Here is a 25,484-nt window from a genome sequence, read left to right on the forward strand (position 1 = left end):
ATGCAGGATATGCATGTACGGTTTGACAAACATTTTTTAGTACTGTAGAGTGCTAATATGATGAAAAAAAATAAACCCAGTAACCGTGACCTTGTCCTCCAAGTCGCGACCTCTCTGTTCCTGTCGAAAGGTTATCTCGCAACCAGCATGGATGAAATCGTAACGGCGAGCAAAGTGTCAAAAACAAATATTTATTATTATTTCAAAAGCAAGGAAGACCTGTTGTCTGCTATCATGGGTCAGCTCATACAAACCTATACAGAGATGATCTGCGATATCGCCAAGCGATCAAGTTTAACCGTAGAAGAGCGTTTCAAAGATATCCTACAGCTTCTGACACGTCAACAGTTGGAATGCTTAGGCGGGTGTCCATTTATTACCCTGTATGCACAAATGCCCCCTGAAGCCCACATGATTCGCGAAAAGATCGGCCAATTTTTTCGCAATCAAATCGACACAGTGGAACAATTAGTTCTTGAAGGGATTCAAAAGCAAGAGTTCAAGGCTGATTTACAGTCCAGACCCACAGCACAATTCATCGTCGCGGCGATCGAAGGCGGATTATTCCTGCAGCATGCGAGTGAAGACTCGGTTACGTTGGACCAAACTCTTCCTACTTTAGCGTTATTGCTAAAGTAATTTTTTTGCCCCGAATTAGTACTATTGAGTACTAAAAATAAGTTGAGAGTAGGCGATGTTGATGGCACATATTTTCATGACGGGAAGTACGGGATTCATCGGTATGTATGCATTAAAGGAGCTTGCGGATGCGCAGGAGATTCACACAATTACTGCTCTCGTGCGGTCCAGGACAAAGTGGGAGCTAGTGTGTAAGCAGATCGGTTTGGACAGCGAGCAAATGGGACGAATGACGCCGGTTATTGGAGACTTGAGCGTACCCCATCTCGGATTAAGCGAGTCCTGCGCTCCGTCCGCACGATGGAGATTCCGGCTGCTCACAACTTCCCGATTTCGCACCCGGAGAAGACAGCTGAGTTCCTGCGGCAGCTGGGACTTTAGGCTTGTTGGCTAGGCTTCGCTGCAAAATTTTACAGGCAAGCCTAGCCATTTCACATGAAAAACGCTAATTACCTGGCCATCAAGGACTTTCCACCACATCCAATGACTTTAACCCGGAAAACCGGCTTAACTCCGCCATTCTGCCGCTGATCGCAGAGCTTTCCAAGGGTAGCGTAACCGTAGAGGAGCTTTCGAAAGCATTCTTTGATAACAAATTAGGGCCCGCAGCAGCGGAGTACAGCACGATTATTTTGCAAGAAGGCGATCTATATCTCAGCGGCAAGTTCGTTGGACGATGCAATTCAAGCGATTAAAGAAAAAGTGGATGCAGCCATACTTATAAAAAGAGCAATAAGCAGTGAGAGGCTAGCATTTCAGCCCCTAATGCTCTGATTCGAAGAACTGGGAAAACCCGACCTCATTTCGGCCGGGTTTTCCTATAAGCAAATCAGTATCTAACGTATTCTCGCCTTCCTTGCCAGGGACAGATCCATCTCACCGAGCCGATCTCCGTAACCGCCACACATGGCTCGTAAAATCTCCATGCATCAGCTTCGCAGGCACCCGGAGACCGACCGCCATCAATTCGTCTCCGCCGAACACTTCTCCGCCCTCGACCAGCTCATACTCCCAATCCGCATCCAGGCCCTGCAGACGAACTGAACGGAAGCCCGAGTTGGGCTGAGCCAGCACCTTGAAGTAGAAGACGATGGCTTCCAAGCGGTTCTCCGAGACGATCATCCATGCGGCATCGTTGCCCTCGAACGGACTTAGCAGACGATAGAGATCCCCGAACTGAACCAATTGGCGAACTTCCTTGAACCATTCGACTTGCTTTGCGGCGGTCTCATTCTCCTGTTCGGTGAACGTGGTTAAATCCAACTCATAGCCAAACGCACCGAAGGCTGCCACGTTCCCTCGCGTCTCTAGCGATGTCACACGTCCAAGCAGGTGGTTAGGAACATCCGATACGTGCGCGCCAATCGTGCTGACCGGGTAGACGATGCTGGTTCCGTATTGGATTTTCAGCCTGCTGATCGCATCCGTATTATCGCTGGCCCAGGTCTGAGGCATATAGTACAGGATACCGGGGTCGAACCGACCGCCGCCGCTGGAACAGCTCTCGAACAGCACATGTGGAAACGCCGTCGTCAGCCGCTCCATCACCTGATAGACCCCCAACATATATCGGTGAGCCGTCTCGCGCTGGCGCTCCGGAGGAAGCGCAGCGGAGCCGATCTCGGTCATGTGCCGATTCATGTCCCACTTCACGTAAGCAATCGGCGTGTTTCCGAGAATCTCCGACAGCTGCTCCACGATCGCATCGCACACCTCCTGCCGCGAGAAATCGAGAATCAGCTGGCTCCGGCTGAGCGTACGGCGGCGCCCCTCTACATGAATACACCAATCCGGATGACGCCGATAGAGCTCACTGTCCTCGGATACCATCTCCGGCTCGAACCACAATCCGAATTGCAAGCCAAGCTTGTTGATCCGCTCCGCTAGATTGTCGAGCCCGTCCGGCAATTTCTCGCGATTGACGAACCAATCACCTAGCGAGCTCCGGTCGTCGTTCCGCCTGCCGAACCACCCGTCGTCCAGCACGAGAAGCTCGATGCCCAGCTCGCTCCCTTTGGCTGCGATCTGTTCGATCTTCTCTGCGGTGAAATCAAAGTACGTGCCTTCCCAGTTGTTGACGAGAATGGGCCTCACCTTGTCCCGGTACTCCCCCCTGCACAAGCGGGAGCGATAGAGGCTGTGATAAATCCGGGACATTCCTCCCAGCCCCTGGTCCGAGTATACCATCACTGTCTCTGGCGTCTGGAAAGCTTCGCCCGGCTCCAGCAGCCAGGAAAAATCAAACGGGTTTATCCCCATGGTAACGCGAGTCGTATCGTATTGATCGACCTCCATGTTCGCCAGGAAATTCCCGCTGTAGACGAGGTTGAAGCCGTAAACCTCTCCCTGCTGTTCGTCGCAGCCATTCCGCAATAGTGCTAGAAACGGGTTATGCTGCGGACTGCTGGCTCCCCGTTTGCTTTCGACAGACTGGTTCCCCGGGAATAGCGGCCTCCGGTACATATTTCGCTCGTTCGCCCAAGCTCCCGAGAGGTGGAGCATCTCATACTCCGCGTCGTCGAAATCCAGGCTCATGCTAGCAGCACGCAACAGCTTCACCTGCTGCCGATCTTTATTGAAGAATCGTACGGAGCGCGTCATTGCATCGAACCGGTTGAATACTGAGTAAGACAAAATCACGCTTAAATCCAGCAGAGTATCCTTCAGCTCGATTTCCAGCGTTTCGGCTTCCTCATCGCTTTCCGTATAAGTCGCAGGCAGCCCTTCCAGCTTCGGCTTTCCTTGAAAGATCCGATAAGAATGAAACCGCAGATCACAGGTCGTCGAGCCATCCGCCTGCATGATTTGAAAAGCCGGCGTACGGAAATCGCCCGTTCCGAAGCCAGGGTACTCCTGGGGCAGCATATCCAATGAAAAATTCCAGTCCCCGTCCGGATTAGGCGACAGCGGGCGGCCCTTAAATACAATCGGCCTCGAATCGCGGAACCTGCTGACTCTCTTGCCCCAATATCGATGCGCCAAGTACCCGTCCCGCACGATTTGTAGCACATAGCTGGTAGTTGATGTCGTTAAATGAAAGATTCGGCTCTGTTCGTCATAATGGATTGCCATTTTTCTTCTCATCCTCCTGTGTAACGAAACGCTTACTTCGTGAATTCCCGCTCCAGTATCGTATACTGATGGGTCATGCCACTTTCCTTTATGAAACATATGCTAGCGGAGATGTCCCTCGTACGTCATGCCGATCTTCTTTATGACGCAAGAGCAATAAGCCGGACGGACGTAATCTCATCCTACCAAAGCCGGAACCGCTTCCATAGGGCCCGTTCTTTGGATCGACGAGCTCATTTGTACGTTTCTTCCCACCGCTCAAAAAAGCCACCACTAAGGGTAGCCCTGTCTGCTGTCCGTTAGCGGGAGGATTGGCTCTTCTTGAAATCGGACGGGTATATCCCGACGATCTCCGTGAACAGCTTGGTAAAGTGTCGGGTACTGTAGTAGCCAACCTCCTCAGCTACTTGACCGACCTGTAAATTCGTCTTCGTCAGGAGTTCCTTCGCCTTCAGTATTCGGACCTGGGTCAAGTGTTTGATGAAGGTAGTTCCAGTCCTCTTATGAAAGAGGGTGCTCAGGTAGCTCTGGGTCATGTTGAGCTCCCCTGCGATCTGGCTGATCCCGATGTTATTCATGTAATTGCGTTCAATATACGCCAAGACCTGCTTAACCACATCGGGAGGTTCTGCCACCTGTCCTACTGCCAATAGATCCTCCCCCAACAAACGGAGCCTTTCCGTAAGTCCAGTGGAGCGTCCACTGGCGTCTGAGCGGGTGATGTCAGGAAAGACCTTGCGGAGATAGACCTCGATTCCCCTCCGTTCATCTGCAGCCGCTCGCGTCAGAAAGCGCTCCAGCTCCTGCAGGGTGGTCTGGTATTTCATATATAATCCATTCTTGAACTCCTGCTGCAGCTGCAGAGCCAGCTTTGCCGCCTTCAGGACCAGAGAGCCATCCGAACGTTCCAGATCTTCCAGCTCCTGCAGCGTCCACCTCCGGTCCAAGCCGTCCGCCGCTACCCGCAGGTATGCCCGTTCCTGAAGCCGCTTCAGCCGCTGCTGAAATTCCGAGAAACCTGCCGCCTCTCCCGTCTCCGCCACCGTCAGGGCTGTTACCTCCGACCGCAGTTGCTTAACGGATGACAGAATCTCCGCTTCGAGCCTCTGGAGACAGCGCTCCGATTCGGAATTGTGCGGATCCCGTACGCCAACCCATACCAGTTCTCCCCCGGGCAACGGAAGCAGGGCGAGATGAACGCCGTAAACGATGTTCTGCTGAACCACTTGCCTTCCCCCCTGAAGCCACCGGGTCTGCAGCTCGGCATAGTCGGCCGGGGATCCCGAAGTGTCGATCAGCACCATCCCCCCTGTGAAGACCCCGTTCCTCAACAGCCCGTTGGCCGATTCCAGAGATACCATACCGTGCAGCAGGGAGAACAGCTGGTTCTCGAATTGCTGGTTCAACTGCTGGATCACGAGCCGGTTGCCTTGGCTGATATGTGTGACAACCTTCTCCAGTTCTTCCGGATTCACCGGCTTCAGAAGATAATCGGAGACCCCCATCTGCAGCGCTTGCCGGGCATATTCGAAGTCGGAGTATCCGGTCAGGATGATCCATCGGGTCAGAGGTGACAAAAGGCGCGCCTTGCGGATGGCCTCGATACCGTTCAATCCGGGCATCCGGATATCGACGATGGCCGCCTCCGGCTGGATGGCTGACGTAAGCTCCACCAGCTCCTCCCCGTCCTTGGCCTCCCCGGCCACCTCCCAAGCCGTCTCCATCTCCTGGATCATGCTGATTAGCCCCAGCCTAACCCACTGCTCATCATCCGCCACCACGATCTTCATCTGCTGTCCCCTCTTCCATCCGTCTCTATGCCTGTAAACTTCAGTCTCAGTCGTCTTTCCATCTTAGGGGAATCGGCACTCCCTTGTCCATATGAAGTCCTACCCTGTAGGGAACCGGAGAAAGAGCCGCACGGCTTGCGTGCGGCTCCCCTGTTAATTGCCCAAATAAGCGGCCACTTGAATCCGGTCGATGTCGGGCGCGAAGCCGATGGAGCCGTTGGAGAACTTGATCGTGTTGGCGCCTGCGTTAAGATTCACATCGATTACTGTGGTTCGGAAGTTGGACCAGCCCAGGGTATTGCGGAAATAAACCTTCTGGGAGCCGCCCCCGTTCACCGATACGTCGGCATAACGGTCCACGATGTTGGAATTGTAATTGGTGGCGCCGTCCCCAAGTTCGCCGTTGGCATAGGTAACCACGATCCGATAGCGTCCTGCCGAGGGGGCTTGAATGCCGTTGAATTGCAGGGCATTCGCCGCCCCGTTTCCGATCCAGCTCACATATTTGCCTCCTGACGCGGCCGTCTTCGACTCCACTTTGGCCGTACCGGTCAGCGTGTTGCCGGCGGCTTCCGCCTCATAGGCTACGACGGTATCGGTGGCGGCGGCCACTTCTAGATAATCCAGGTTGACTGCATCCGAGTTATCCGCCGTATACGTTGTGAAGCCGATCCGGTTAATGCCAGCCTCTAGAAAAACCTTGGTGGTGGAGGTGGCCCAGCTATCCCAGTTGGCCGTTCCCCCCAAAGTCAAATCCTTCAAGGTCGTGCCGCCCACCGTCATTCGGATGGTCCGGTTAGCCGGTGCACCCGCCAATGGGCCAGCCGAGTAGCGAAGGGACAGATCATAATAGCCGTCCGTAGGCGCTGTCACGACAAACTGTCCGCTCGCGCTGTTACCGCCTCCGCCGAAGCCCTCCAGGAAGGATGTACCGGAGTAACCCGTGTTGCTGCTCGATGAGACGAAGGCCGTTCCGGTATAGGCGGCGTACTCCGCCTCATACCTGCCCGCTGTCCCCGAGGGGGACAGGTCCCGGTTCGGCGTGATAATCATCTGATACGCTGACAAGGCCTTCATGTTGGACACCGGAACTGTGATTTGGCCGTTCACCACGTTGTAGTCTCCTTCCTGAAGCACATAAGGACCACTGGATGGATTCAAGTTGGTGTTGTCGATTCCCATAACCACGGCATGGACCGTAGAGCCGAAATAGGAAGCAGTGCCGAAGCCCTTCACTACCACATCCGTCGCGAAGACATCGGAAGCGTTCAAGGAGCCGCCAAATAGAATCCGAGCTTGTCGATCAGTGGCGTTCAGAGCGGCTACTCCCTGCAGGGATCCGGAGGGGGAAGGAGGAGTAGTCTTGACGGTATTCCCGGACAGGTCTCCATACCACTTGTAAAGCCACCAGCCACCGGTCGCCTTGTTGTTCTCCGTCGCCAAATCATTCAGCGCACCTGCGGTAGTCCAGTAGGCCAAGCTTCCGTACACCTTACTGTTCTCGAACTTGCTTACGAACTGGACCAGATTGCCGGGAACCGGGATATCCCCGGAGAATCTTCCGTATTCGTTGATCGAGATTGGTCTGGGGGAGATGCCGAGGCGGGACTCGACGCTCCGGTAATGGTTGTAGTGGGTATCCCAATCCGTAAAGAAGCTGTTCTGCAGCTCATGCCAGGTGGTAACGTCAGGCAGGCAATCGTTGTTTTTTGCGAAAGTCAGGAACTGGTCGTACACATTAGCGTCGTAATAAGAGAAGCCGATTCCAGCAATCTTGGCATTGGGGACGATGGAGCGGATCTTCTGGTAGACCGTCTTCCAGTCGTTGAACAGCTGCTGCAGCTTGGTGCTGTTATTGTACCAGATCCAATCGGGCTCGTTGAAGGGTACATAAACATACTTGTCACGGTTCGGATTGGCATTAAGGGCGCGGACCATTGTGTCCACCTTGGCCAGATAATCGTTCATACCCAGGTTCTCGTATGGCCATTCCTTGTAGATATCCTGCATGATCACTTGAATCTCTTTGCCGCCGTTGCGGAAATACTGGTCTTGTACTTCGAACACGTCCCCGTTCGGATGCTGCAGTCCGCCGGGCGGCTTCTGGCTGGCGTATTGCGGCTTCAGCGGCGCCAGCATGTTGTCTTTGGGTATCCCGTCATTGCCGAGCCCGTACAAAAATCCTGTGGCGCCGTACAGCAATGCGCCTGTATTCTGGGATAAATCCACAGTCAGTTGCGGATTCGCGGCCGACGTGACGGCCGGAGACCCGACAAGTCCCGCGGCTACGGCCAGAACCAATAAAGCTGATGTTACTCTTTTTCGCATAATACACCTCCATTGGAATATGTCGGTCGCCATGGAAACCTCCAAGTTTCCCATGGTTTCGACACTATTAGAATACCATTCGTGGATGCGCTTACATATGCACCGGATGTTATCTATATGCGCTCATTTGTCATCTGGAATCCGAAGGGTGGCCACCGTGCCTTCCCCCGGCCCGCTCTCCAGGGTGAACGCTGCCGAAGGACAGAAAATCTGCAACCGCTCCCGGACGTTCTTTAGCCCTACGCTGTTGCCCTGACTGCCCGGCTGGAATCCGACTCCGTCGTCCTCGATACGGATGGACACCCAAGCGCCGGCGCCATCGACAGTCACCTCCCGCTCCGCTCGGATGCAAAGTGTGCCTCCCTGCTTCATCGGCTCAATGCCGTGGATGATGGCATTCTCTACCAGCGGCTGCAGCAGCAGCTTGGGCAGGTGAAGGTTCCTGGCGGACTCGTCCACCTCGATCTTCAATTGGAGCTTATCGCCGAAGCGCATCCGCTGCAATTCACCGTACCGCCGAATGAAGTCAGTCTCCTCCCCCAGGGTTACCGTATCCCGGTGCTCGAGCATATATCGGAGCATACCGCTTAAAGATAGAATGGCTTGCTCTAAGAGTCGGCTCTGGCCCGAGCGGTTCAATCCGATGAAGCTGGTCAAGGTATTATATAGAAAATGGGGCTGGATCTGAGATTGAAGCGCCCGGTATTCGGCATTGCGCTGGCCCAGGACAGCCCGGTACTCGCGGTCGATCATCTCCTTCAGCTGAGCGATCATCGTGTTTAACGTCATACCCAGCTGAGCGATCTCGTCACCGCCACGAATCTCTAGATGGCTGTCCAGGTGGCCCCGCTGTACACTTTTCATAAAATGCACCATTTCCCGGAACGGCCGCACAATCCACTGGGTCAAGGACAAGTTCAAGAACAACGTAACCAGCGTGCCTCCGGCAGCGAAGATCGTGCCCAGCCAATAAATCCAATTCAGCTGGGACCGGAATTCGCTGTCCGAAAAGAGAACCGCGATGGTCCACCCGGACTTCTGGAGCTTCTCCGTAACCACCCGGTAGCTGTCATTGTCCCCCTTCACATGGGATTTCCCTGCCGCCAGCTGTTTCATCATGTCGCCGGTCAAGGAATGGTTGCTGTAGAGAGGCTGGTAATTTTCATCCAAAATAGCCGTGATGGCGGTCACGTTGAATTTCACATCGCTAACGATCCTCTCCAGTACGATGTTGGCCGCATCCGTCATAATAACCCCGAGCGGCTTGCCGGAATCGGGGTCCTTCAGGAGCCGTGAAACGGAGAAGACCTCCTTCGGCACGTCCAGCTGCAAATAATTCTGGGTATGTTTGCTGATGTAGGCGACTCCGCCGTCCTGCAGGACGGCTTTCTGGTACCACGGCTGAATCTTATAGTTGAAGCCCGGGACCGGATCCGACCGGTCCACGGAGGTAATGATATAGACGGATCCGTCCAGAGGCAGCAGAATGGTTCCCAGGATATCCTTGCGGGTGTTCTTCAGCTGGCGGGGCAGTGTCTGCCGGAAGGCCTTCTCCGCCATGAACTTGGCGTATTCGGAGGCGTCATCCGGGCGGACGCTGGCCTTAAGCTTCAGCCCCGTCATGACATCGTCGTTCAGATAAGGAGTGATTGTGAGCCGCTCCAGATCGTCCAGATACATCTCCACGTTGCGTGTCAAGGACATCAGCGTCCCTCCGGAGAGCTGGGTAGTCTGCTGGATGAACAGGTTGTTGTAGTAATAGGGCAGGATCAGAATCATGATCACCGCTGGAACCAACACGGTCAGCATGTACAGGATGATCAATTTTTTGCGCAACGTGAGTGCTTTTCTCCGCATGGCCTGGCCCCCCGATAGTTGTCTGTCCTCTTATCATACCAGCCGGAGTCGGGGCTGAGTAGCATCTTCTTACCCCTTCACCGCACCGGAGGCCAGGCCGCTGATGAAATAGCGCTGCAGGAAAAGATAGACAATGGTGATCGGGACCGCCGCCATTAACGAACCCGCGGCCACCCATCCGATATTGTTGGTGTATTGACTGAAGAACCCGCTCAGTGCCACGGTGATGGTTTTCACCTCCGTCTTCTGGAGGAAGAATACGGAGAATTGGTAGTCGTTCCAGATGTTCACGCAGGTTAAGATGATAACCGTTGACGTAATGGGCTTCAAGAGAGGCAGCAGGATCCGATAAAACAGGGAAAACCGTCCCGCACCGTCGATCAACGCCGCCTCATCCAGTTCCTTCGGTATCGTGGCGATGAAGCCCGTGTACAAGAAGATGGTCATGGGCAGCCCAAAGGTCACATGCAGGAGGATGATGCCCCAATAGTGGTTCATCCCGCCGATATCCACCATGATCTTATATAGGGGAACAAGCGTGATAAGCGGCGGCACAATGAGAGCCGAGATGAACACCGTATAGATGAACTTGTTCCACGCCGTCTGATGCCGTGCCAGCGGATACGAAGCGATGGAGCCCAAGAGCACGATCAGGACGGCCGCACAGAGCGTGATCCAGATATTGTTCAGGAAGGCTCTGCCCAGATGGGCTTCCCGCCAAGCATTGGTGAAGTTATCCCAATAAGCGTAGCCGGGGGCGATCCACTTGGAGCTCAGATCGTCGGCCGCCTTGAAGGATGAAGTGACCAAGATATAGAATGGCAGGATGTGCAGGAGAGAGATCAGGAGTGCAGTCGCCCCCAGCCAGAAGGACGACTTGCCTCCGGTCTCCGCAGCTAGCGCTCTGCTGCCTCTTACACCGGAGCGGGGCTCTGCCGCTGCCGAGTTCATGGTTTTGCTCATGCCGCCGATACCTCCCTGCGTCTTAATACAATCAGAATAGATATACTGACCACGGAAATGATCAGGAACATCACGATACCGATGGAGGCCGCGTACCCTGCATCCTGTCGGCCGAAATACAGTTTGTACATAAGCGTAGAGAGCGATGCGGAGGCATATCCCGGACCGCTGTTTGTAAGCGCTGTAATGACGTCGAACAGTTTCAGACCCCCTATGACGTTCAGCACAATGCTGATCGTGAGCGACGGTGCAAGGAGCGGCCAGGTCACATGGCTGAACTTGAACCATCGGCCGGCTCCGTCCATGATAGCCGCTTCGTAATAATCCTTCGAAATGGTCTGCAGGCCAGCCAGGAAGATGACCATAGCCACGCCGACGAATTGGTACGTGTTGACCAAGGTGATCATCCATACGTTCCAATTGGAGTTACCAAGCAGGTTCACCGGCTGATCAGTGAACAGGAGAATGATATCGTTAATAGCACCGCCTCTGTATTGGAAGAAAAAGTACCAGATATAGCCCATGATCAGCGGACTGATGATGGCCGGCAGATAAACGATGGTTCGGGTCAAGCCCTTGAATCGGAGTCTCTGGTTCAGGAGCAGGGCATAAGCCAAACCCAGGATGTTCTGGAACAGCGTGCTGCCCAGGCCGTAGATGAAGGTATTGCGGATAACGCGGACAATGTCCGGATCCTGAAAGATACGGGTATAATTGGATACACCGATCCACTTGGAGGACTGGGAATACCCGTCCCAGTTGGTAAATGAGATCTGTAGCCCCTTCAAAAAAGGGTATAAGATGAACACTCCGAAAAGGGCGAGTGCCGGGAAATACAAGACATTCAAAAGGGAAGGCGAGCTCAGCAGGCCATTCCAGGTTCTTCTCTTGGTACTCTCCATCCTTTCATTCCTCCGATGCACGGGCACGGAAAAGGGCCGGACCTCTTGCTTCGTCCAGCCCCCCCATGACCGATTTTATTTTTTTCTCAGCCGTTCCACTTCTTGCTTCATCTTGTCGGAATATTGCTGCGGAGTGATCTGTCCGCCCAGTAATGCGGAGCCGGACTTGCAGAGCACATCCCACATCCCGTTCGGCAGGTATACACGGTCGAAGTACGGGAAGACACGGATGCTCGCATACTTATCGTAATATTCCGTGAATTCATGCTTCGCTGTGACACCCTTCAGTCCCGGAGGCAGCTTGGTGACGTTGGCGAACTTGGCCATGTTGTCCGGCTTGGCAAAATAGGCCACCAGCTTCTTGGCCTCTTCCAGGTTCTTGCTGTCCTTGGAAGCCCCCATCGTCAGGCGCTCGCCGCCGGAAAAGTTGGGCTCATCCCCAGCCACCATCGACGGAACAGGCATGAATCCGATCTTCAAGTTCGGATTCACCTTATGCACCTCATCCGCGAAGGACGGCCCCAGCAGGGTAAAAGCCACCTTTCCTTGAGCGAACAGGCCGGACAGGTCGCTGTACTTGGCCGTAAGCACGTCCTTGTTCATGAAGCCCTTCTTGTACATCTCGAGGAACTTCTCGGGGAGCTGGTTCCACTTGTTCCAATCCATCTTGTTGTCCAGCAGGGCTTGCGCCTCATTCTGCTTCGGACTGATCAGGAGCGAGGTGGCGAAATAGTCGAAAAATTGTCCGATCATCCAATCATCAATGCCGGAGAAATAGAACGGTGTTACTTCCCCCTTGCTCTCGGACTTCAGCTTCTCAGCGGCGGCCATCAATTCATCGAAAGTCTTCGGAACATCGATGTTATATTTCTTCAGAAGGTCGGCGTTGTAAGTGAGACCGTCCTTCGCTTCACTTAGTACCAGTGCATGAACCTTGCCGCTCTTGTCCGTTACCACGTCCTTGATCGTATCGGTCAGCTGCGGAACCCAAGGTTGATCCTTCAGGTCCGCCAGATACGTGCCGTAGCGAATGACCGCCCAGCCGTGGGTATCGAAGATATCCGGCATATCGTTGGCCGCCATCTTCACCTTCATAATGTTCTCATATTCTGATCCCGGGAACTGGAGATCTACTTCTACGTTTGGATTCTCCTTGATGTAATCGTTCGCAATTTGCCGATATACTTCTTGGACAGGTTTATCGGCGGTAGCGCTGTAGACGGTGATTCTCTTTTTGGGCCCGTTTGCCGCCGTTGCGGTTGTGGCTGCATTTTCCGCGGGCTTGACACTTTCCTGAGTAACCGATCCGGAATCGCTCCGTTGTGAACAGCCGGTCAGTGCAACCGAGAGCGACAGAGCCGATGCCAGAATTGCGCCGGTCAATTTCTTCATTTGTTATTTCCTCCCCTGTTAGTATTGGCTTGATCAACAAGTCTTGTTGATAATCTAATCGTACCACGGTTGATTACGCTTACATATGACACGAATATCCGATCTGTGCGCTGATTTATTCAGAGATCGATTCGATGGTCAGACGTTGTTCTTCAAGTTCGACAACAACATTATCCCATAAATTAAAAGGTACGATCCCTGCAGCTGTCAACCAATTTAGGAGAGAAGCATCCATTCCACAAAGCGAATGAAAACCCGGCCTCGCCATTCGATCGGCATGTGCTAGCTATGCGTTCGAACAAAGTGAATAGGATGAAGGAGATGTTAGGCATGAACGATCGCTACCAGTTGATGTTTGATTGCCAAGGGACGCGAGGGACAGATTAGAACGACACTCTCACCGGAGGCGAAGCATAAACTGGTTATCCCAGATGGGCATTAAAGAATCAATCACCCAAGACGACAAGTCTTGTCCGGCCAAACACCCCGCAGCCGCGCTGATGTTGCCGTTAGTTACCATACTTTCATTGACTACCTTTACGCCAAATCCCGCCATTGACACATGAGACGGTTCGGTCCCCAGCAGCTTTACTTCCCAGTCAGCGATACCGCCGACTAATCGTACTCTATTCAACAGATCCCATGGCAGGAACACGTCAAGATCCGTAAAATCGTCAAAGCAAACGATAGCTATTTCATTGGTATTATCCCCTTTCACGATAAATGGAAATAATATCCAGTTAATAGTATTACGCATTTTATAGAAGTAGACATACACCCATTCCACCTTTCGGGAATATGGTAAAGCAATGATAATCGCCAAACGCTCTAAGAGGAGGAAACCCCATGCAAATTCACGTTGTCCAAAAGGGACAAACGTTGTATCGAATTTCACAAGCTTACGGTGTGACCGTGGATACGATTGCTGCAGCCAATGAAATCGATCCGAATCAATCACTCGTCATTGGACAGGCACTGGTCATTCCGATCGTCGGTTCGTATTACTGGGTTCAACCCGGTGAAAGTCTCTATCTCATTGCCCGCAAATTAGGCGTTGACCTGCAAACGCTCATGGATGTTAACAGGCTTCGCCCAAATCAACCGCTTTCTGTAGGATTACGGTTGTACATCCCCCCGTTTCCGCGCCCATCAGCTGAAGTGAATGCTTACATTGAGCCCCGTGGAACGAGTATTTCTCCCGCATTGATTGAATCGGCTAGAGATGCAGCGCCTCATCTTACTTATCTGGCTCCTTTCAGTTTTCGCATTAATCGGGACGGCACTCTGCAGGCGCCGCCGCTGGACGATCTCGGCTCTGTGGCCGCACAGCATGGCGTCACTCTGATGATGGTTGTGACGAATTTGGAACAAGACCAGTTCAGCGCCGAGCTGGGACACATCTTTCTCACGAACGAAACGGTGCAAAACCGTTTGCTGGAAACAATCATATCTACGGCGAAGCAGTATGGCTTCCGGGATATCCATTTTGATATTGAGCATTTGTACCCGGGCGATCGTGAAGCGTATAATCGTTTCCTCCGCAAAGCAGCAGGACGAATCCATCAGGAAGGCTATCTGATTTCCACCGCCCTCGCCCCCAAAACAAGCGCCGCCCAGACAGGCGAATGGTACACAGCTCACGATTACAAGGCACATGGCGAAATCGTAGACTTCGTGATCATCATGACGTACGAATGGGGCTACAGCGGCGGACCTCCTATGGCCGTTTCGCCGATAGGTCCCGTTCGGAGAGTGCTGGAGTACGCGCTCACGGAAATGCCCGCATCCAAAATCATGATGGGGCAGAACTTGTACGGCTACGACTGGACGCTGCCCTACGTCAAAGGCGGCCCCTTTGCCAAAGCCGTCAGCCCGCAAGCGGCCATCGCTCTGGCCCGCAGGTGGAACGCCCAAATCTTATACGACTATACCGCTCAAGCACCGCATTTCAATTATTGGGATGACGCCGGCAAAGAACATACCGTCTGGTTCGAGGATGCGCGTTCCATCCAAGCGAAATTCCGCTTGATGAAAGAACTCGGCTTGCGCGGCATCAGCTACTGGAAGCTGGGGCTCAGCTTTCCTCAAAACTGGCTGCTGCTTGAGGATAATTTCAATGTCGTAAAACGATAATACAACTTAAAATTGTCCGCGAATGCACACCCTGAGCCCATGCCTCCAATGGTTCAGGGTTTTGTGCTATTAGCTATTCAATTTGGGCAGTTTCAAACCGATATTAAATAAGTTCCATAATTTTCATATTCATTTCGAAGGAGACCAACGTGGAGGTAATCAATCATGAAATTTAGTCGCAGCAAATGGTTATCATTTGTATTTATTTTCATCTTAGCCACGCAAACCTTAGCTGCTGGCATTGCCTATGCAGCTGATGAAATTTCCAAGCTGGTACTCAACAAGAACGAGATCATTCTGCAAGTCGGAGACACGGCTAATTTGACGGCAACGGCCATCTATGTTAGCGGCGCAACCGAAACCGCTACAGTCAAGGCGGATTGGTCCTCAGGGACGGCGGATATCGCCTCCGTTTATGCAGGCGTCGTTACAGCCAAAAAAGAAGGTAAAGCAGTCATCACTGCTACCTATATGGGTAAAACCGAAATCGTGAACGTAACCGTCACGAAAAAAGTGAAATCCTTAACGAAAGACAAGCAATCCTTGGATTTGCGTTTGGATGCCACTTACCAATTGAACATCAAAGCTTACTATGATGACGGCACATCCGAAGATGTCACAAGCAAAGCCGACTACACCATTGACGCAAGCTCCGTAGTATCCGTAACGAACGGTTTAGTAAGAGGACAAAGTCCGGGCAGCGCCAACGTCACCATTAAATATATGAACCAAAGCCTGACGCTTCCCGTCGATGTAGAAGTCGTACGACGTATCGATGCGAAGAAGTCTCAAGTTTCCCTCTTAACGAACGGTACGGAAAAAGTTGAACTCATCGCTACCTATCCGGACGGCACAACATCCGACGTTTCGGAGAAAGCCGTATGGACGACAGATAAAGAAAAAGTAGCCGATGCGATTAAAGGCACCATCAAAGGCTACGGTGTCGGTAGGGCTACCTTAACAGCCAGCTACGGCACCAAATCAACGACGATTACGGTCGATGTCGATAATGCTCTCAAGCTCGATTTAAACACTCAGAACCTTTTACTTAAAAAAGATGCGACAGGAACCCTTACGCTAACAGCGACTTATGCTGACGCATCAACCGAAGCTGAAAAGACCAAAGACGTTTCTGCTCTGGCTGAATGGACTTCAGAAGATACGGACATCGTGGAAGTGTCGGGCGGTAAGCTGATCGCTCGCTCCATCGGCGAAACCGTCATTTCCGCGAAATACGGAGAGAAGACAGTTAAGGTCATTGTCGATGTCGAAGTCCCTCGCAGATTAGTTGTTGATGAAGATACACTTTCCTTGAAAACCGGAGACGAGCATGCACTCACTTTGCGTGCTACTTACGCAGACGGCACAACTGAGATTGTAACGGATCGTGCGGAATGGACTGTCGACAATGATTCTGTCGCTTATGTTACAAAAGGGACAGTGAAAACCTATAAAGCCGGAGGCGTCAATGTAACGGCGACCTACGGCGGTAAAACAACCACGACCAAAGTGGAAGTGGATATTCCAACCCTCATCAAGCCAAGCAAGAAAATCGTCAATTTACAGATTGGCGGCTCCGATCAGTTGAAGCTAACAGCCATTTATAAAGACGGACGCGAAGAAGATGTCACAGGTAAGGCGGAGTGGACGACAAGCTCCAAGGAGATCGCCGAAGTGCGAAGCGGGGATATCACGGGAATAGACACAGGTACGGCCACAATTACGGCTAAATACGGAACACGTACTGCAGTCGTTCAAGTATCCGTTGGCGTTCTAAAAAGCTTAACGATCAGTCAAGAGAAGCTGGTTATGAAAAAAGGCGATGCCGTCACGTTGACAGCAACAGCCCTCTACACCGACGAGACATCGAAAGACGCTACTTCGGATGTCATTTGGACAAGCAGCAACCCCAAAGCCGCTTCTGTCGATGCTGGCAAAGTGAAGGCGTTGGCTTCCGGCGAAGCCACTCTGACGGCACAATTGGATACGAAAACGGTCACCATTTCCGTTCAGGTGGATATGGCGAGCGATCTGACGGCGAATGTGTCGAGCCTTGTTTTTGATTTGAACGAAACGAGATCCATCGTGTTGACGGCAACCGACTCCCTGGGCGCAACTCGCACAGTGACCAATGAGGCTGAATGGAAAACAAGCAGCAGTACGGTCGCAACAGTGGCCAAAGGGGTTGTTACCCCTGTAGCAAGAGGAAAAGCGACGATCATAGCTGCTTACGGCGGCAAAAGCGTCACGATTCCGGTTGAAGTCGGCGTCATTCAAGCTCTGGAAGCTGACACCACTTACATCTCAACCAAAAGCGGTTCACATGTTCAAGTGAAGCTGACAGCAACATTGTCAGACGGTACGACTAAAGATGTCACGAGCTCAGCGACATGGAAAGTATCGTCCTACAAGTTAGGTACGGTCAGCGATGGACTTTTCACCGCGACAAGCTCCGGGAAAACCACGTTAACCGCATCTTTTGGCGGTAAAACGGTTTCGATTCCTGTAGAAATCGACACGTTGAAATATTTAAAAACCGATGTTGTGAAAGTCGAGCTTCGCGAAGGTAAAAGTGCTGAAGTTGAAGCCTTGGCTACCTACACCGACGGATCGGAATTCGATGTGACGAAGCCCGCTCTATGGACATCGTCCAACATTCTGGTCGCAGACGTAAAAGATGGCATTATTAAAGCAACAGGCAAAGGGACGGCGAAGATCACCGTTTCGTATTCAAATATGAAAACGACGGTTGTTGTAACCGTAACGAAGTAAGCAGATACTTAAGCATCTCTGCCAAAGGGCGGGGATGCTTTTTTTCATGAAACCAAAGATACATAACTTCCGTAACAATGGGAAAACTGTCCATACCTACGTCTTAGGCACTATCAGACACCGTGTTTGGAGGTATGACACATGTTTCCCCGTTTTGTGAAGCTTGCCTTGGTTTCTTTTTTGTCGATAACAGCTCTCCTCGGAGCTCATCACTACCACTCACACTCTCAAGCGCAGCAGGTCATCTCGGAAACCGAGCGCTTGGACGCCGCTAAGCAAGGTTCCCCAACGTTCTTTGGTACAAACCCCTTCGGGTTGCCGGGAGCGGACCAGAGCGTTCGCGCGCTTTCAGATTCAGGCAGTCGGGCTGCTTCATATGGCTTGACACCGCCTACTTCTTACAAGGCTCTATCCGATCAGACAGTCGCGCAGCCAACTTCCAATCGTAATTATGTAGGACTGCTCGGCTTACTCGGGCTGCTTGGGTTCGTCAGCCGTTCGAGGAACGCACCCTCGTAGCTGCCCGCTCACCAACCAAATCGATCTAAAAAGGAGCTCTGTTCCGGTTTGCGGGACAGGCTCCTTTTTCAAATCCACTCGACCTTGCAAACATTTGTTTGTTGTATAGACAAAAGTTTAACATTACATTACACTGATGGTAGACCAATCAGGGAAAGGAGCCGCTCATGGATCGGGAACAGCAAATCTTAGCGCTCATTCGCCAAAATCCGTTCATCTCCCAACATGAAATGGCAAGCAGCATCGGTATTTCCAGATCTGCCGTTGCCGGCTACATCACCACGCTGATGAAGAAAGGTATCATACGGGGACGCGCTTATGTTACAGCGGACGAAAGCACGGTGATGTGCATCGGCGGCGCGAACCTGGACAGCAAGGCAAACAGCAAGCAAGCCATACGTCTCGCGTCCTCGAACCCGGTTACCGTTACAGAGTCCTGCGGCGGGGTCGCACGCAATATTGCGGAAACGCTGGCGGGCCTATCCTGCCAAGCCGCTTTGCTCACCGTTGTAGGCGATGATAAATCAGGCCAGTGGGTACTTGAGGAAACGAAGAAGCGCGGCGTCGACGTCAGTCAGTCGATTGTGCTGCACGGCGAGAAGACCGGTACGTATACGGCTTTGCTCGATGCAACCGGAGAGATGTTTCTGGCTTTTGCCAATATGGAAATTTATGATAAATGTTCACCCGCTTTGCTCTTCGAAAAGTGGTCGCATATCGCAGCCGCCAAGCTGGTCATCGCCGATACGAACCTGCCGGCCGAAACCTTGAAAGAACTGGTCAAACGCTGCGGCGAGGAAGGCATCCCACTGTTCATCGACCCTGTCTCCTCGGAAAAAACCAAAAAACTTCCGAAGCAGCTGCTGGGAGTGACCGCAATATTTCCGAATTTGGAGGAAGCTTGCGAGCTCGCAGGCATCACCATCACGGCAGATCCGGACCTCGCGAAGCTGGCTGAGGCCATTCGGGAGCGCGGCGTGAAGCATGTATTCATTACGCTGGGCAGCAAGGGCGTCATGTACCATGGCGAGGAAGGCAGCCGGCTCTTTGCCCCTATTCCGACGAGTGTCGTGGAAGTAACGGGTGCGGGAGATGCGCTCGTTGCCGGCATCGCTTACGGCGTGCTGCACCATAAAACTTTTATGGAAGCCTGTTCGTACGGCATCGCCGCCGCTCACATTACGCTGCAAACAGCAGAATCAGTAGCCAGAGAGCTAAACGAAGAAAGACTCATTCATACGATATCCATGATAAAAGGAGACTAATCATGAACAACAACTACTTGACGTTTACGGATGAAGTGAAAGAAGCGCTAGCTAGCAATAAGCCTGTCGTTGCTTTGGAAACGACAATTATATCCCACGGGATGCCTTATCCGCAGAACATCGAAATGGCCAAAAAAGTCGAGCAAATCATCCGCGATAACGGTGCCGTTCCGGCGACAATCGGGATCATGGACGGCAAGATCAAGATCGGCTTGAACGAACGGGAGCTTGAAGCTTTCGCCACGAACCCGAACGTGGAGAAAGTCAGCCGCCGCGACTTCCCTTACATACTGTCGTCCGGCAAAATCGGCGCGACGACAGTAGCCGCGACGATGATCGGCGCAGCGCTGGCGGGCATCGAAGTATTCGCCACCGGCGGTATCGGCGGCGTGCACCGCGAAGGCGAAGTGACGATGGACGTCTCCGCCGACTTGACCGAGCTCGCACAGACGAACGTCGCTGTCGTCTGCGCCGGCGCGAAGTCCATTCTGGACATCGGCCGTACGCTCGAATTCTTGGAAACTCACGGTGTGCCTGTTGTCGGCTACAAAACGAGTGAGTTCCCCTCCTTCTACGCCCGCGAAAGTGGCTTTGGCGTAGATTTCCGCCTTGATGAGCCATCCGAAGTGGCCGGCATGCTGCGGACCAAATGGGAACTGGGCCTGAAAGGCGGCGCCATCATCGCCAACCCGGTTCCAGCCGAGTCCGCTATGGACCACATGGAAATCGAAGGCGTCATTCAGCAAGCGCTGACCGAAGCCAAAGATCAAAACATTACCGGCAAAAAGGTAACGCCATTCCTGCTCGCACGAATCAAGCAGCTGACTGAAGGCCGCAGCTTGGAAACGAACATTGCGCTTGTATACAACAACGCGCAAGTCGCAGCGCAAATCGCCGTCTCGCTGAAAAAGTAAACAATAAAGGAGCTGTCCCGCAGGTCTTATCACAAGACCTTACGGGGCAGCTCCTTTGCTGTTTTATCTACTCACTTACCCATACTGTTTTTTGCTCGAACGGTACCCGCTCCGCTTTTGGCGGCGCCGGCATATCCGGGTAGCCGATATAGATGAATCCGACCATCTCTTCTTTCCCTTGGAGGTTGAACGTCTCCCGCATCTTCGGTTGGTAGGTCGGAGCGCCGGAGCGCCAAATTGCGCCTAATCCTAGAGAATGAGCGGTCAAGAGCATATTCTGAACAGCTGCATGCACCGCCGCGTACTCTTCAATTTCAGGCACAACCGGGTGCTGATCAGATGGCGATACGGCCACCGCGATGACAACCGGCGCGCGGAACGCCTTTTTCTCCTGAGCGCTTCTTCTTTGCGTCAGCTCTTCTTCTGAGATCTCTCCCGCCTCGGCGGCTGCGACTTCAGCATAGCCGCGCCCCAACAGCTTGCGGCCGTCTCCGGTCATGACCCAGAAACGCCACGGCTCCGTATTGCAGTGATTTGGTGCCCATATGCCGGCTTCCAGGATCTCCTCGATTAATGCTTTATCCACAGGATCCGATTTGACTTTCCCAATGCTGCGCCGATGTCGAATCGCCTCTTTTATATCCATGAATCTGCCACTCCTTTTTCAACATGAACAAAATTCAATGATCTAGTTCTATTGTGCACGAGGAGCCTTCGTTTCGCAACAAACATACATCACGATTCTGGCCAGTTAAACAAAAAAGGATTCCAACGAACCTTTTCGTTCGTAGAATCCTTTTTCATATACAAATATGATCTTACTTATCTTTTTTTGCGTGTGAACCGTCGCAGTTTCCTTCAGCGTTTTGAGTGTTGCCACATGCGCATTTACCCATAGTGTCAGCCTCCTTTACTTGTTGTTGTTGTTGAGTTTATTATAGTCGTTTTACTTACATTTGTAAAGTGATTAATTTTATGTTAGTAAATGAGTATAATAATCATTCTCACTATTCGTTAGTAAATGAGGCTAATTATCATTCTCATTAATTGATTCGTCTATCCAGTCCTAAAACTGGCACTCTCGCTGCGAGAATGTCGACAATTTGACAATGACGCACCCTATCGTGCAATGTATAGTTATAGCTACAGAACGACGCACGCTGAAAGCTAGTTAAATTATGATTCTATCATTTTATTTTCCAGGAGGTATTATGAAGCCTAAAAAACTTACGACGCTCGCCATCGCCGCTGTCACCTTCTCTATGTTGTCTGCGGCCGCACTGGCAAATCCCGCTAATGCAGCCACCGCTTCTACGACCTCTGCGAACTTTACAGATTTGACCGGTATCGATGCGACGTTGAAAGCCAAGATTGATGCGATGGTTGCGGCCGGTGTTTTTGAAGGTGTTTCCGAAAATACATTCGGTATTGCACAAAACATGACAAGAGCACAATTCGCCAAAGTGGCGACTTTGATCTATGGCATCACGGTTGACACCAATGTCAAGGTTTCCAGCTTTTCTGATGTTCGTACCGATGATCCGGCGAATAGCTGGGCGATTCCTTATATTGAAGCCGCTAAAAAAGCCGGCCTGATCGACGGAGTCACGGACACGACGTTCTTGCCGGGCGATTCCGTAACAACGGGTCAGCTCGACACTGTACTTCTAAAGGGATTAGGCAAAGAAGTGAGCACTACGGGTACGCCTTGGTATGCCGATGCAGTGAAACAGGCTAAGATGCTCGGTATACATGCAAACGGCAAAACTGGCGATCAACCGGCCAACCGGGCCGATCTCGTCCAAAGTTCATACACTGCCCAGGACGTATTCCAAAAGCAAAATTTGATTTCGGTAACTAGCGTGAAAGCTGCGTCCGATAATCAGAAGGTTGAAGTCACTTTGAACAAACAAGTAGATATCAATAAGGCAACTTTGACTTTGAATAAAGGCACAGCAGTCATCAATACAACTACCGTATGGTCCACCGATCGTAAATCCGCTACGTTAACCGTAACAGGCAGCGCTCTTACTGCGGGTGATTATAATGTAACTCTAGGCGGTTTGGATGCATCTACGATTCAAACGGCATCAGGTACATTTACGGTTTCCGCCCCATCTGCATCTACGGGCAATATTTCGATTGTTGGCAGCTATACGCTGGCCAATGTACTCGATAGCGGGTTGACTAGCGCGGCAACAGGTCTAAATCAACTAGCAACGAAAGCAGTCGCTGAAGATCCTGCACAAAGCAAGCTGGCAAAAGAAATTGAGTTGAAAGTAACGTCAGGCGGCGAGACTGTAGCGGTTCCCGGGATTGTACAATCCGCTCATTCTTCAGACCCTGGCATTGCCAAAGTCGCTGTCTCCACCGATCACCGTGCCTACGTTATTGGCAACAAAGCAGGAACGGCTGATATCAGTCTGATCGTCCGGGTCGGCAATGGCGATGCAAAGCAACTGCACGTGACAGTCACTGTGAAAAGCGACCATGTTGCTGCAAAAGAAATTAAAGCAGGCAATACGTCGATTGAGCAAACCGTAACGGGTGGCGTTTATTCCTTTAACGCTTATGAAAGAATGGATCTGAGCATCACGGATAACTACGGCATCACTTATAAGAAAAACGAGATCCGATCCTACAACTTCGCACTCGGCATGCTTTTCATTACGAATGAAGTCAAAGGCGATCCGAGCAAAGGTGCCACAGGCACTGTAAGTGTTGATCCCGACGGTACCGTACATGTAACAGGTAACGTAACATCTTTTGAATTAACAGGCGTATTGCCGACTGGCAATAAAGTAACGAGCTATGTGACGTTGAACCAAACCTAATATTAAAAGACCGCCAGGGAATTAATTCTCCCTGACGGTCTTTTTCATCTTATCATGGTTGGAACGCCAGCAATGCCTCTCTAACTTCTGCCGCCGTGTCCATGTCTAATATCTTTTCAACTAAAGCCGCGCAATCGCTGCGGTTCAAATCAGTAATCACTTTCTTCACCTTGGAAAGCGAAGAAGCGGACATGCTCCATTCATGCAGACCTAAGCCGAGCAAAAGAGGCGCAGCCAGTGGATCTCCGGCCATGCTGCCGCACATTCCTGTCCATTTCCCTGCATCGACCGAAGCATCAATAACCGTCTTGATTAGCCGAATGACGGCAGGATGGAAATAATCGTATAAATAAGATACCTTTTCGTTCATCCGATCAACAGCAACCGTGTATTGCACAAGATCGTTCGTTCCGATGCTGAAGAAGTCCACTTCCTTGGCAAATCTGGAAGCGAGCAATGCCGCCGACGGAATTTCAATCATAATTCCCAGCTCTACAGAATCCGCATAAGGGATTCCTTCTTTACTAAGCTGCTCGCGCACCTGCTCATAGATTTCTTTGGCCTGACGCCATTCTTCCATGCCCGAAATCATTGGAAACATGATTTTCACATGACCATGTACCCCCGCTCGCAAAATCGCTCGAAGCTGGGTATGAAGCAGCTCTTTGCGATCCAGACAAAGTCGGATAGCGCGGTAACCAAGGAAAGGATTCATTTCCTTCGGTAAATCCAGATAAGGAAGCTCCTTGTCTCCGCCAATATCGAGTGTGCGAATCACAACGGGACGACCCTTCATCGCTTCCGCCACTTCCCGGTAAGCTTTATACTGGGTTTCTTCATCCGGCATCTGTGATTGCCCCATAAATAGAAACTCCGTACGGTACAACCCTACCGCTTCAGCCCCTTGGCTGAGCAGGCTTGCCGATTCTTCCACCGTACCGATGTTAGCTGCCAGTTCTATGCGGAAGCCGTCCTTCGTAACAGCGTCCCGTTCCACATAGGCCTGTAATTCAGCTTTTTCGACTTCATCACGCAGCATGAGAGCATGATAGGATTCTTTGGTTGGTTCCGAGGGGTTTAAGATACATCTTCCGGTAGAGCCATCGATCAGAAGCTCATCTCCATGCTGAATAGGATCGATTCCATCACCTAATCCCAGAATCGCCGCGATTCCCAATGAGTTCGCCAAAATGGCGGTATGGGAAGTCTTGCCGCCAATACGGGTGACGAAACCGAGTACCAGGTTTTTATCCAACTGAACCGTATCGGAAGGCGTCAGATCATCGGCTATGAGTATGACCGGCTCCGTGATATCGGACAGCTGGGTTCCTTTGCGTTCACATAGCTGGGCGAACATCCTGTTCCCTACATCGCGGACATCTGCCGCACGCTCCCGCATATATTCATTCTTCATGCTTTCGAACAGGGCGGCAACCTGTGTAACGACTTGATGGATCGCGCTTTCCGCCGTCCATTGCTCATTTTCGATCAGCTTCTCCATGGGCGGATAGAAGGTTGGATCCAGCAAAAAGCTGATTTGTCCCTTCAGAATGACAGCCTTCTCTTCCCCAAGCGTCCTTTGCGCCTTTTCAATCAAAACTTGAAGTTCAGCCTCGCAGGCAGACTTGGCTGCCCGAAGCCGTTCAATCTCAGCTGGAGTATCTTGCGTTTTCTTTTTCTCTACGTCTGTCAGCCGCACAGGCGCGTATACGAATGCTTTACCTGTACGAATGCCGGCGGATACTCCGAGCCCTTGCAGTACACTCTCCGTCATCACAGTTCCTCCTATCCGTCAAGCTGCACTCTGCAGCTCTTACGCTTCTCCAAACCCACTGTCTACCAATTCTGTCAAAGCATCCATCGCTGCTTGTTCATCCGGCCCGTCTGTTATTAGCGTTATGACCGAGCCCTTCTCGAGCCCCAGCGTCATAAGACCGAGAATACTTTTCCCGTCGATGATCACATTATTAGGTTCATTGATATATTCAACTTTCACGGTAGATTGAAAAGATGCCGCTTTCTCCGTAAACAATTGGGCAGGGCGAATATGAAAGCCGGATTCGTTCCGGATCGTAAGTTCTTTTGAAATCATGCTGCTTATCTC

19 protein-coding genes are annotated in these 25,484 nt (G+C 51.8%); 8 read left to right on the forward strand and 11 right to left on the reverse strand.

Annotation, left to right across the window (positions count from 1 at the left end):
• Positions 1-57 precede the first annotated feature (57 nt).
• A complete protein-coding gene (locus tag ICC18_RS20550) occupies positions 58-639 on the forward strand; it encodes a TetR/AcrR family transcriptional regulator (RefSeq protein WP_223192717.1) in 582 nt (193 codons plus the stop codon).
• Between the two features lie 61 nt (positions 640-700).
• Positions 701-1,033 carry an SDR family oxidoreductase gene (locus ICC18_RS20555; RefSeq protein ID WP_223192718.1) on the forward strand — a complete coding sequence of 111 codons (333 nt, stop codon included), beginning with the start codon at positions 701-703 and terminating at the stop codon, positions 1,031-1,033.
• Between the two features lie 482 nt (positions 1,034-1,515).
• Here the strand turns inward: ICC18_RS20555 and ICC18_RS20560 are convergent, their stop codons facing one another.
• The 8 genes from ICC18_RS20560 to ICC18_RS20595 all read right to left on the reverse strand — a co-directional run bounded on the left by ICC18_RS20560 (position 1,516) and on the right by ICC18_RS20595 (position 13,700).
• A complete protein-coding gene (locus ICC18_RS20560) occupies positions 1,516-3,711 on the reverse strand; it encodes an alpha-galactosidase (RefSeq protein ID WP_188176311.1) in 2,196 nt (731 codons plus the stop codon).
• 299 nt (positions 3,712-4,010) lie between these two features.
• On the reverse strand, positions 4,011-5,501 hold the full coding sequence (locus tag ICC18_RS20565) for a response regulator transcription factor (RefSeq protein ID WP_188176312.1): 1,491 nt from the start codon (positions 5,499-5,501) through the stop codon (positions 4,011-4,013).
• Positions 5,502-5,654: 153 nt separating this feature from the next.
• Positions 5,655-7,829: a carbohydrate-binding protein gene (locus ICC18_RS20570; protein WP_188176313.1), complete on the reverse strand. Its 2,175-nt coding sequence runs from the start codon at positions 7,827-7,829 to the stop codon at positions 5,655-5,657.
• Positions 7,830-7,952: 123 nt separating this feature from the next.
• Positions 7,953-9,533, reverse strand: coding sequence for a cache domain-containing sensor histidine kinase (locus ICC18_RS20575; RefSeq protein WP_188176314.1), 1,581 nt, complete (start codon positions 9,531-9,533; stop codon positions 7,953-7,955).
• Between the two features lie 222 nt (positions 9,534-9,755).
• On the reverse strand, positions 9,756-10,649 hold the full coding sequence (locus ICC18_RS20580) for a carbohydrate ABC transporter permease (protein WP_223192719.1): 894 nt from the start codon (positions 10,647-10,649) through the stop codon (positions 9,756-9,758).
• Entirely contained in the window at positions 10,646-11,551 is a 906-nt protein-coding gene (locus ICC18_RS20585; protein ID WP_188176315.1) for a carbohydrate ABC transporter permease, read from the reverse strand. Before ICC18_RS20585 ends, ICC18_RS20580 begins: the two co-directional genes overlap by 4 nt.
• A 75-nt stretch (positions 11,552-11,626) precedes the next feature.
• Positions 11,627-12,943, reverse strand: a complete 1,317-nt coding sequence (locus ICC18_RS20590) for an ABC transporter substrate-binding protein (protein ID WP_188176316.1) — start codon at positions 12,941-12,943, stop codon at positions 11,627-11,629.
• A 397-nt stretch (positions 12,944-13,340) separates the two neighbouring features.
• A complete protein-coding gene (locus ICC18_RS20595) occupies positions 13,341-13,700 on the reverse strand; it encodes a type 1 glutamine amidotransferase family protein (protein ID WP_188176391.1) in 360 nt (119 codons plus the stop codon).
• Between the two features lie 89 nt (positions 13,701-13,789).
• On the opposite strand from ICC18_RS20595, the gene ICC18_RS20600 reads away from it, so the two are divergent.
• The 5 genes from ICC18_RS20600 (at position 13,790) to ICC18_RS20620 (ending at position 20,546) form a co-directional block, all read left to right on the forward strand.
• Complete coding sequence (locus tag ICC18_RS20600; RefSeq protein ID WP_188176317.1) at positions 13,790-15,076, forward strand: glycoside hydrolase family 18 protein; 1,287 nt, start codon at positions 13,790-13,792, stop codon at positions 15,074-15,076.
• Positions 15,077-15,241: 165 nt separating this feature from the next.
• Positions 15,242-17,848, forward strand: coding sequence for an Ig-like domain-containing protein (locus ICC18_RS20605; RefSeq protein WP_188176318.1), 2,607 nt, complete (start codon positions 15,242-15,244; stop codon positions 17,846-17,848).
• Positions 17,849-17,989: 141 nt separating this feature from the next.
• Positions 17,990-18,367, forward strand: coding sequence for a hypothetical protein (locus tag ICC18_RS20610; protein ID WP_188176319.1), 378 nt, complete (start codon positions 17,990-17,992; stop codon positions 18,365-18,367).
• Between the two features lie 167 nt (positions 18,368-18,534).
• Complete coding sequence (locus ICC18_RS20615; RefSeq protein ID WP_188176320.1) at positions 18,535-19,632, forward strand: carbohydrate kinase; 1,098 nt, start codon at positions 18,535-18,537, stop codon at positions 19,630-19,632.
• Between the two features lie 2 nt (positions 19,633-19,634).
• Positions 19,635-20,546: a pseudouridine-5'-phosphate glycosidase gene (locus tag ICC18_RS20620; RefSeq protein WP_188176321.1), complete on the forward strand. Its 912-nt coding sequence runs from the start codon at positions 19,635-19,637 to the stop codon at positions 20,544-20,546.
• Between the two features lie 67 nt (positions 20,547-20,613).
• Here the strand turns inward: ICC18_RS20620 and ICC18_RS20625 are convergent, their stop codons facing one another.
• Positions 20,614-21,192 (reverse strand): nitroreductase family protein, encoded by a 579-nt coding sequence (locus ICC18_RS20625; protein WP_188176322.1) that lies wholly within the window; start codon positions 21,190-21,192, stop codon positions 20,614-20,616.
• Positions 21,193-21,757: 565 nt separating this feature from the next.
• Here ICC18_RS20625 and ICC18_RS20630 point away from each other — a divergent pair.
• Positions 21,758-23,380, forward strand: a complete 1,623-nt coding sequence (locus tag ICC18_RS20630; RefSeq protein WP_188176323.1) for an S-layer homology domain-containing protein — start codon at positions 21,758-21,760, stop codon at positions 23,378-23,380.
• A 52-nt stretch (positions 23,381-23,432) separates the two neighbouring features.
• Here ICC18_RS20630 and ptsP read toward each other — a convergent pair whose 3' ends face one another.
• A complete protein-coding gene (ptsP, locus tag ICC18_RS20635) occupies positions 23,433-25,154 on the reverse strand; it encodes a phosphoenolpyruvate--protein phosphotransferase (RefSeq protein ID WP_188176324.1) in 1,722 nt (573 codons plus the stop codon).
• 39 nt (positions 25,155-25,193) lie between these two features.
• Positions 25,194-25,472 (reverse strand): HPr family phosphocarrier protein, encoded by a 279-nt coding sequence (locus ICC18_RS20640; protein WP_188176325.1) that lies wholly within the window; start codon positions 25,470-25,472, stop codon positions 25,194-25,196.
• Positions 25,473-25,484 lie beyond the last annotated feature (12 nt).

Origin of the sequence: Paenibacillus sedimenti (assembly GCF_014534655.1) — a bacterium.
GTDB lineage: Bacteria > Bacillota > Bacilli > Paenibacillales > NBRC-103111 > Paenibacillus_E > Paenibacillus_E sedimenti.